Here is a 10,071-nt window from a genome sequence, read left to right as displayed (position 1 = left end):
CATTGAAGGACTTACCACTCTTGGCGGTCATTCCTTCCACTTTCACGGCTTTGCCTTCCACAAGATCTTTGTACTGGACATCAGAGAGCGTTACACCCTTGATCTCCTTGGGAATGTTCACACGGTCGGCACGTAAGGCAACAATTTCGTTGGTCTGTGGATCGATGGAGACATAGGCAGAAAAAGGATTGCCGTTCTTGGGCGTTACTTCGATTGTCTTGCCAAGGTTGCCCGTAGCAAGGAGTTGCTCCTTTTCTTCGGGAGAGAACTTGTAACCCATATAGGGGAAGTCGAGCTGTGGCTCCTTGCGTAACGGGTGGATAGCCAAGCCGACATTGCCATTATCATCCGTGCGGAATGCAAGACGTGCTTCGGTGTAGATGGTCGTGTCACCAATAGGTACGGCAATAGTAATAAGGTTACTCTTCTGCCAAGAAAGCATCTTTTCTAACTCTCCACTTTGTTCCAGTCGTTCACGGGTAAGACCGAGGTCACCAAGTTGCTTCCAATCAATCTTCGACTCATCAATGGCTGTGGCGTTCTTCTTTTTCGGCAGATAATCGTCAAAGGATACTCCAATCTCTGTCAGTTGCTGTTTGCTTTCTGGCTTTTCACGACTTTGCAACATGGTGCGAAGATTGTCCACACCTTGTTCTACATTGTTTGCCAAAACCTTGTACAGTCCGAAACGAGTCGGGTTATTGAACTGTTTGAGGAAATTGGACATGAAGTTCTTTAGAAGTCCGTCCTTGTTGTTGAATTTCAAGAACGCTGCCTGATTCGCAGCGATTGCTTCGGTGGTTTTAAGGTTGCCCTTGTCGTCTATACCCGATACTACGGAGATTTTTCCTGCTTCTTGCTCATTCTTCACTTCCGTGCGATCTTCCAAGACCAGCACATAGTTGTCATTGTTGTTTGGTTCCATAAATATTACATTTTGATGAATATATAATGTTATATATTGGCAAAATTAAACGGATAAAACCAAACGCTCACACTGTGAGGAAATAGTGGGAAAAAGTGGGAAACAAAATGAGAGGAAGATTTGATGTACCAACAAAAAAAACTTCCCCTACAAGAGAAAGTCTATGGATGAGAAAGCACATCAACGATAAGTTTTTTGGTTTGCAGCTCGAATGTCAGCTACCAATAACCGTGACCGACGTCGGTCAGCGTCGTGAGTGACGACATTTGGAAGAATATTGGATGAAACACGCAGGGGGAATTTTTCTGAAAAGAAAAACTTCCCCTCCTCTTCGATACCACACGTCTGTATGTGGTTGCAGCCCTGTTTATAAAAGTTATCCTGATGATAGGTGGTATTTTATAAAGTTTATCGACGTCGGTCACGGCCGTTACGATAGCAGGTGTCGCATGGCTCTTTCCTCTTGACGGATGCGAACTATTAGCAGGTAGCCGTAGAGGGGCAGACCTACGCATAACGTTGTCCAAGCATGGCAGAGTAGCGCCACACCTATCAGTTCTGGTATGATGTTGAGGAAATAGTTTGGGTGTCGCACCGTACGAAACAAGAAACTACGATCGATGCGATGGTTGGGTACGATGTAGAGTTTCACTGTCCAAACGTCACTCAGCTTATAGATGACGTAAAACAGCATGATGTAGGCGAATGCCATGACTGCCACGCCGATGACAGAGGTCCTGTCAAACTCCATATTGCTGGTATATCCCTCATAGAGGGCACCAAAGTAGTAGGCTATATGGGCAAGCGTCAGCAGTAGGGAGTTGCGTTTTCCGTACTGTGTGGCTCCACATTTGATGAGACGTTTCTCGTTCCTTATTGAGAAAGCGAGGGAGAACAAGCGCAAGACAAAGAAACTTGCGAAGATGATAATTGCATATAGCATAACTGTAATATGTTTTATGATGTTTAATAATCCGCTATGAAGCCGTGCCGACGCGGGGGGGGGGGATTCCGCACGGCTCGGCTGGTGTGTTGACTTGCCCCAACTTGTTACCACTGCTTGAGCGGCGGTGTGGCAGTATCGTTGAACTTGATGGCGATGTTGGTGAGTCCGTTGTCCCACCAGCCTGCAAAGTTGAAAAGCAGTATACCCGTTGTACGCAACTGATGGTCTCCCTTAAGAATATTTATCACATGCGGATCTACGTATCCTGTGACGGCATTGGGTGTGCCTATGCCGTTTGGACCCGTGTACGAGCAGAAGGTGATGAACCAGTCGGGTGCCGCATCACCGTATGCCTCACTGGCTTTTAGCAGGTTTTGGCGCACAAGGTTCACCTTGTCGCCAGCAGCGCATCTGTAAGTGTCCTCCACATTCAGCGTGGTACGACTGTGATTGGTGGAGTAGATATTGGTAGAGAATTGTCTGTTATCATACCAGCGGTCTATCCACCCCGAGTTGGTGGAGTACCAGCCCTCACGGCTCAAGATGAGCATCTTGCCTCGCAGTTCTCCCATTGTAAGTGTCGGACTGAACGATCCTGCAATGTATGGTGTAACGTAGGGATCAGCTCTTAACACGTTGCCCACCGCCGCACGATACTTGTTGCCTCCATCTTTGTCGTAGTCGTGGTCACGCTTGATGGTCATGATAACCGTTTCCGATGGGTGCTCCCGCAGAAAATCAGCGGTGGTACGCAATACATCCTTGTGGAACGTGCGGTCGAATACATTACTGGCGTGGCAGAGCTTTAGCACGCCATCTGCAAGCACCAAGCGTATGTCGAAGAAGCGTATGCCGCTCTCGAGCTGCCCCTTGATGTCCTTGTCTTGCGTCTTCACCCACCAATTGCCTGACCATGCTCCTGTATCGTGCGTTCCGGGTATGGACATCTTGCACACCAGTCGGTCGTCTTCCATATCCTGCATCCAGTTGGCATTGGTAGTGGAGATCAGTTGCCGCAGTTTCAGCGAGAGCGTGTATGTTCGACCCACCACGGGACCTTGTGCATTGCTTTTTCCTTCCAGTGGAGTGTGGTACAACCACCATGGCGATCGATGTATCCTGGCTTCTTCTGTAGGTACGATAAAGTAATTGCCTGAATACCCTACGGATTTACCTATGGGCATACTCCAGAAGCCATACCAGCCTGATGTCTCGCCCGGTTTTAATGTGAGTGGTTGGACAAGTGGACATTCGAAATCCTCTCCACTTTTCTGCAAAATTGGAGAAATGACAGGCGCATCCCCTCGTTCATCAGTCTGCCACATTGCCTCCCACACGAATGGTGCTGCCTGCATGGAATCGTCAGTGGGTTGCATGCGCAGTGATGCCACGCTCATGTCATATTTCGTATCATTTGTCAATCTCATGCGTATGAACGCTCCTTGCGGTTTGAAACTCACATGTGGCGAACGCAGGTGCAAACCGTCACTCGTTTCCAAGGGCAACCATGCTGACAGGTAAGGCATGTTCCATAGTTGCTCCTCATTTTGGTTTATGGGGCGTGCCAAACGCTCTACGCCAATTTTTATTTTGTGCGTCTTCTCATCGTAGGTTCCATGACCAAGTAGAAAACATGCCTGCCAATTACCAATTTTTTCATCGTGAGGAGCCTCCACGTCAGCATTGAGAGTGTCGCACCACAAGACACCATCATGCGTTTTCCATTTCACCTGTACTAATTTTATTGGTATCTTGGGGTTTTCGTTTCTGATAACGCAAAGTCCCTCAGTTGTTTCGCCTTCTTTTAGCCGCATCTTCGGTGGGACCATATCTCCCTCAAAACCATAGGTGAAGGATCTTGTTGCTACCATCTTGGTGTTGTCTACGCCACCATTAGGGACTTCTATTGTAAGCCGTATCGTGGTTGATTGATGAGACGAACTTTCGTTATTCACTGTAGTGTCACCGTCGCATCCGTATAGTAGCATGGTGCATAACAGCGCATATATCACCGTCAAATTATATAACGTTCTTTTGCCCCATTGAAGGGCGAGTTGTTCTGATATCATAGTAAATCTTATGTAATTTTGTTTTTTAGGGTGCAAAGATAGCGAATAACAGGCAACTTCCAAAACCTAACTATTGGCATTTATCGTACGCTTTGGAAAGAAATGGAATGATGTAACTTTGAGTTGCAGCGGTTTTCTTGTCAAAAGTCTATGTACACGCAAAATGCATCTCGTAGTCATCTATGGACTTCGAGATGCACAGCCTCACACAAATACATATCCAATGCGGTTTGTTAAATATTATAAATAATCGAGGAGAGGGTAAGGAAGCTGAAAATATAAGTATGGAGGAATAGATGCCTACAACACAGAGTGTTAAGGATAAACACACCAATAGAAACCAACATGTATTTGTTATTTTTAGCCATTCCTTAACATAAAATTATATACTATAGTGAGGGACACGCATTGCCCCTCACCTTAGATACTATTTGCGACGTATGAGTCGTTGCTCGTCCTTGTCTTTCTGCAACTGGCGTGGGGCGCGCTTGCCGAATTCGTCCACGTCTCTGTTTACCATGAGGCGAACGCCGTAGTGCAGGGTGGCATTATCGTTATGTCCACGGTCGAAGCCGTCTTTGGATAGCACACGGTAGCAGAATGTCTTGTTGCTGTGCTCGTTGTCCTTGTCGTAGGTGTCGTATTTCCAGCGTGTTCTTGACCAGTATGCCATGCGCCATGTAGATCCGCCTTTTGGGAAGGGGTAGCCTACGCAGGGCAAAACACGATAACAGTCGGTACGATAGAGCGGGTTGCTGTCCGAACATTCTCCCCACCACTTGTCATCCATGATGTCGCGTACGGTTACGTTGGCGTTGCCTATCCAACGGCTCTGTACCACGAGGCGCATGCCCTGTCCGTCGTTGGTGGCGTCGGGACCGCCAGCGTCCATGAACCTCCAGCGATAGGCACAGCGATAACGGTTACCGTAGGGACGGCGGTCTTTGTCCGATTGGGCTTCCTTGTTGTTGCCGTAGAAACGAATGGCGTAGAGTTCGAGCCGACTCTTATCTTGCATAAAGTAAGAGTAGAAGATGGGTTTCTTATTCCAAAACCGCTCTTCCTGCATATCTGCCTTGTTGCTGTTGTGTGTTTCGCCAGCTGTGATGATGGGGCGCATGTCGTCTTCCTCTGGGTCGAACATTTCGAAGTAAGGGTTGGGAGCCGACTTGATGTTATTCCAGCCTGTAAGACCTATGGGCAACGTACCATTATAGATGCTTGTAAGGATATTAGGCAAGGCAATTCCCCATTCTTCGCCAGTGGGAAGATGGTAATCTTGTGGCTTCATGGTGCCATTGTTCAGCGCAAAGCGCATTTTCATATCGGCACTTTTGAGCGACCAGTTGTTCACCCATCCGTAATCAGCCTCGTTGGGGTGTGGTGCGTTGGTGTCGTGGAAGCCCATCTCATCGGTTTTGCTGTTTGTTACCGCCAAACGTTCCAAAGGGTTTGCCCATGGATAGGCAGGCTTGCCGTCTCTCATCTCACTGAAACGTGGACGACACACACCTACTTCCACGGAGAAGCCACAGCCTTTAACTTTTTTGTTTTTGAAATCGAGGACTTTGAACTCGCCCGACCATTCCTGAGGTTTTGACTGCCCAACCAACCATTCATCAGCGTACGGATAACGTGGGTTGCCTTTCTGTTTCCTACCCAGCATAAATCCTCCACGCTCGGCGGTAAGCATGGTTTGCCCGATGTAGTTGAGCTTAGGTATGGGCATGCCCCACACGTAGAACTCGTCGTACTCGGCTTTCTCCTTTCCCTTGCGCATGGCAGAGGCATCGAAGGTGTAGCGATATTCGTAGAGTGGCGAACCGTAGTCTGCGCTCTCGTCGAGTGGGTTCACGTTGCCAGGATTGTTGAAATGTATCTGCCTGTCGTTTTCGTACATCCAGTAGAAGTTGCTTTCAATGCTTGTGTTCCAAGGGCGTAGCTCACAATCGAGACCGAAAGAATGATCCATAGCAAGATCGGAACTTGAGCGGAACAAGCTTGGTGGCATCATCAGAAATCCGCCTCGGGCAGTGATTTGCGAGCTGGCAAAGGCATATTTATGTCCCTCTGGTTTTACCAAGTCGGTATTGCGCTTTACCTTGAAGCGTATCATTGTTCCCAATAACCTAAACTTCCATTTTTCAAAATTGATTTTTCCATCTTTCATCTGTAACTTCATCCAACCTGTGGCATAAGGTACGGCAACTCGAATGTTTCCATTGGCATCAAGTTGGTTGTGGTATGGAGAGTGATTAGGGTCGAAGTCTACATAGAAATGATATAGCTTTTCTGCACGTTTCCTTGTCTTGTCGTCAAGACTCATATTTTTGCGTTCTCTGTCAAAGTCTGGGTTATATTCGCCACCGATGATGCCACACACATACCATTCCTCATTTTGCTTTGGTGTAAATGCTTTGTCGTTGAGCCAATGAAACTCAACCATGTCGTTAGTTTTAGCAAAAATAGTGCCATCGCTATTGTAGCTTACTTCGTCAAATTTTACCTCTCCAGCTCCAAGCACCACCTTGTTGCCGTCCATCGCCTCTTTGCCGTCAATCATCGTCTTGGCGTCTTTGTCAACACGTACGATGAAGATGCGTGCCTTGAGTTCGGAACCTTCTATCAATGGAAGATGCTTTGAATTTACAGAAACGGCACGTGTGGTTGCAGTATTTCCACCCAATGAGGTGGATACATCAGCAAGCTCTACACAGGCGTTACCCGAAATGCCAATTCTTGAAGTTTCACCAACGTTTTCCACTGTCGCCTGCTTAACATCTGTGCTATTGAGCATTGTTTCATCAGTGCATGAAACAAGAAATAAGAGTGCTATCACGCAGGATAAGAGCCATTTCATCTTATCCGTTCTTGGTGTAAAGAATGTATTCATTGCTATTGATAATATATTGTAGGTTAGTCTTCTATTATGTCATCTAAATCGCCACCGTTTTTGCCACCAATATTACTTCCACTGGTGCCGTCGTCGCTTCCAGCCAGCAGCGTACACTCTGCCTGCATGGGTATCATCGTGATTTGTGGACGAACGTACTGTTTTTTCTCTCTCGTTGTTTCTTGAGTGTCAATAATCTCTGTCATAATTCTTAAAATTTTATGTAGTTAATGCTAATTGGTTAAAATCTCGTATATTGTTGCCTGCCCAAGTTTGTTCGTGAGTGACGTCGGTCAGTGTTGTGAGTGACGTCAGTCAGCTGCGTGAGCGACGTCGGTCAGGGGTTTGGGCTTGGCTTTTCAGAACTTTCGCTTTTCGCCTTGGCTGGTGCTTCGGTGCGCTCGTAGCTCACGCCGCTGAGGGTGAAGTATTTGCGCGATGGCTTGAGCCTGACGGCGGGTTTGGAAATGTGCTTGGCTGGACTGAACTCCTCCTTGCCTTTCTCCACGAGGCTGCTGCTAAAGGTGGGGGTGAGGGTGCCGATGTCGCCAAAGTCAACGCTGTCGCCGTTCTCAACGTGTCGTTTTGCTATTTCGGCGGCAAGTCTCAGTACTGCCTCCACTTCCGCACCAGTGAAAGTGGTGGCTCTTGCCACCTCGTCACAGAACGAGCGGTGGTCGATGCGTTTTCTACCTGTTGGCAGTGCCTGAATGACGGTCTTTCCTGCCAGCTTTCCTAATGTTGCCTTGCGTTCGGTGAGAACGTAGGCTAAAGGTCTGTTAGCCATAATTGAATAGTTTTAAGGGTTTAAGTAATAAAATAGCGATTGGAACGTATCTTCCAGCGCATTCCAACCATATCTGTTTCGCCTTTTGCTTTTCTTTTATCATATTATTACATTCATTGGTATCGACAAGATAGTTTTACCGCATTTGCCCAGTATAACTTGTCGGCGTGCTTGTCAGCGATTTAGATTCCTCTATATTCGCCTACGTACACAAGCCATGCAACAGGTCACTCTGACCGTCAATCTTTATCACTGTGCAAAATGGAGCTTCGTACAGCTTCCTTTGTTTTACAATTACTTTAGTCATCACTTCGTCAGTTTCTTTATTTATTGTAAATAGTTTGTCGTCTTTTTTAGCGACCTTTTCGCTCTTTTCCTCCATAAGCGTGTTCGTTTTTCGGTTACATAGTCTTTTATTGTCTTAATCTCTATCAGTGCTACACGACTATAGGTTGTTTTCATAGTTTTTGTTGTAGCGTTTCCTGCTTGTGCTATTTCGTACATACGAGTACTGTGCGCAAGTCACACGACACTCATGGGTATGGCGATACTCCTCTCATACCTTTTCTTGCGATGAAAAAAGGCGGAGAGAGAGTAGTGTGCGGCGAACCAATAAAAAGTGTTAAAAATTCGGGGGGGGTAATAAAAAATGTTAATAAACATGCAGAGTGCAACATTCTTTCGCACTCTTTGCTAAAGGCGGAAGAAGAAGTTGGCAGGCAGCCGAAATTGCGAGTCGCATATTTATACATACATCATCAAAAATAGTTATTACCTTTATTTTTGTTGCTCCTGAATATATCCAATATGGGAGCGCTATTGTTTTATTTTATAAAATATGATGCAAATTTAAGTATTTTTCCCAAAAATTACAAGCAATTTCCGGAAAAATAATGAAAAATACAGAATGCAAACGTTTGCTCATGTTTATACGGCAGTATTAAAATAAGGCTGCTAATCTTTTACTAAATGGGCAAGGCTGGGCGTGTGCTTTATCCGTTGAATTTCAGAATCGACAAGCGATCGAATTTCTTGCTTCACTTTACGATAGTTGGATTCAATGGTTTCTTTGAGCGTGTCGCAGCTTTCTTCGTCAGTGAAATCAGTTATATTGGGGATGGGTTTATAGGTTTTCATATCCGCAGACACCTTGGCACTATCTACCACTATCTCCGCATGGAAAATTTTCTGGTCGATACGCTCGTCGAAGTTGTCTGACACAGCACCGACAAACATTCCCTGTGTGAGATTACTGATTTTGCTTGCAGGGATAAGACTATCCATCTGTGTGGAGATAGAGGTGGATTTGTCATTACGGTTAATGGTCATAGACTGTCGCTGTTGAAGCACCTTGCCAAAGCGTTCCGAGAGTGTTTTGGCAGTTTCTCCAACCACCTGCCCTGAGAACACATTACCCACCGTATTCTGGATTACCTTGCTCTCCTTGTCGCCATAATCACGGGTGAGTTGCGAAAAGTCTTGAAAACCCAAACAAACTGCCACTTTATTGCTTCGTGCTGTGGCTATGAGATTATCCAATCCACGGAAGTAAATCGTTGGCAACTCGTCGATAATTACCGAGCTTTTAAGTTGCTTCTTCTTGTTGATGAGCTTTACGATACGGCTATTGTAAAGTCCGAGTGCTGCCGAGTAGATATTCTGGCGGTCGGGATTATTGCCCACAACAAGTACTTTCGGCTCGTTGGGATTGTTGATGTCAAGCGAGAAATCATCACCTGTCATCACCCAATAGAGGGCAGGAGAAATCATGCGTGAAAGCGGTATCTTGGCACTCGCAATCTGTCCCTGTAGCTGTTCCTGCGCTCCTCCCTCCCAAGCATCCATAAAGGGAGAAAGGTAGTTGGCAAGCTCATCGTAGGAAGTAAGTATCGGAAATATCTGTGCGTAGGGACGGTTCAGGAATTCGATGGCATGGGGAAAGGTACAATATTTGCCGTTCTCATATATCTTCAGAAACCAGATAATGGCGGCAAGCAAGATAATCGGTGATTCGACGAAAAAATCTCCCTGCTTCTGAATCCACGAGCGGTTGAGATTGAGCATAATGGTGTAGGCACTCTCATAGGCATCGGATATATCTGTCATAAAGGCAGGATTGATGGGATTACACCGATGCGATTTCCTCGGATCGTCAAAGTTGATGACATAGAACTGTGGCTTCACCTTGTATGCATCCAAGTGATTAAGTAGGTGATTATAAGCAATCTCGGAAAGGTCGGGAAACTTATAATCGTAGATATACATGGCAAAGCCTTTCTCAATCTGCTGCTTGATGTAGTTGTTTACGATAGCGTAGGACTTACCCGACCCCGGTGTGCCGAGTACCATTGAAGCACGGAAGGGATTGACTACGTTAATCCAGCCCTTATTCCATTTCTTCTTATAGTAAAAACGTGTGGGGAGATTGACGGAATACTCATTCTCCATCAA

8 protein-coding genes are annotated in these 10,071 nt (G+C 46.2%); all 8 read right to left on the bottom strand.

Features of this window, described 5'->3' with window-relative positions; all coding sequences use genetic code 11:
- Window positions 1-925 (bottom strand): DUF3945 domain-containing protein (locus HMPREF9304_RS06695; RefSeq protein ID WP_036927646.1); only part of this gene is annotated, 925 nt, incomplete at its 3' end.
- 430 nt (window positions 926-1,355) lie between these two features.
- Window positions 1,356-1,868: an isoprenylcysteine carboxyl methyltransferase family protein gene (locus tag HMPREF9304_RS06690; protein ID WP_036868466.1), complete on the bottom strand. Its 513-nt coding sequence runs from the start codon at window positions 1,866-1,868 to the stop codon at window positions 1,356-1,358.
- Window positions 1,869-1,975: 107 nt separating this feature from the next.
- On the bottom strand, window positions 1,976-3,940 hold the full coding sequence (locus HMPREF9304_RS06685; protein ID WP_036868457.1) for a phosphatidylinositol-specific phospholipase C: 1,965 nt from the start codon (window positions 3,938-3,940) through the stop codon (window positions 1,976-1,978).
- A gap of 427 nt (window positions 3,941-4,367) precedes the next feature.
- Window positions 4,368-6,833, bottom strand: coding sequence for a hypothetical protein (locus HMPREF9304_RS06680; RefSeq protein ID WP_026302367.1), 2,466 nt, complete (start codon window positions 6,831-6,833; stop codon window positions 4,368-4,370).
- Between the two features lie 23 nt (window positions 6,834-6,856).
- Window positions 6,857-7,039 (bottom strand): hypothetical protein, encoded by a 183-nt coding sequence (locus tag HMPREF9304_RS06675; protein ID WP_036927640.1) that lies wholly within the window; start codon window positions 7,037-7,039, stop codon window positions 6,857-6,859.
- A 131-nt stretch (window positions 7,040-7,170) separates the two neighbouring features.
- A complete protein-coding gene (locus HMPREF9304_RS06670; RefSeq protein WP_008124763.1) occupies window positions 7,171-7,620 on the bottom strand; it encodes an HU family DNA-binding protein in 450 nt (149 codons plus the stop codon).
- A gap of 202 nt (window positions 7,621-7,822) precedes the next feature.
- Window positions 7,823-8,002: a hypothetical protein gene (locus HMPREF9304_RS06665; RefSeq protein ID WP_019036215.1), complete on the bottom strand. Its 180-nt coding sequence runs from the start codon at window positions 8,000-8,002 to the stop codon at window positions 7,823-7,825.
- 572 nt (window positions 8,003-8,574) lie between these two features.
- The coding region (mobC, locus tag HMPREF9304_RS06655) for a conjugal transfer protein MobC (protein ID WP_036927634.1) at window positions 8,575-10,071 on the bottom strand (1,497 nt) is incomplete at its 5' end.

Origin of the sequence: Hoylesella timonensis S9-PR14, assembly GCF_000762405.1 — a bacterium.
Taxonomy (GTDB): Bacteria; Bacteroidota; Bacteroidia; order Bacteroidales; family Bacteroidaceae; genus Prevotella; species Prevotella timonensis_A.
The sequence above is the reverse complement of the archived record's forward strand: the minus strand, read 5'-3'. Positions and strand labels throughout refer to the sequence as shown.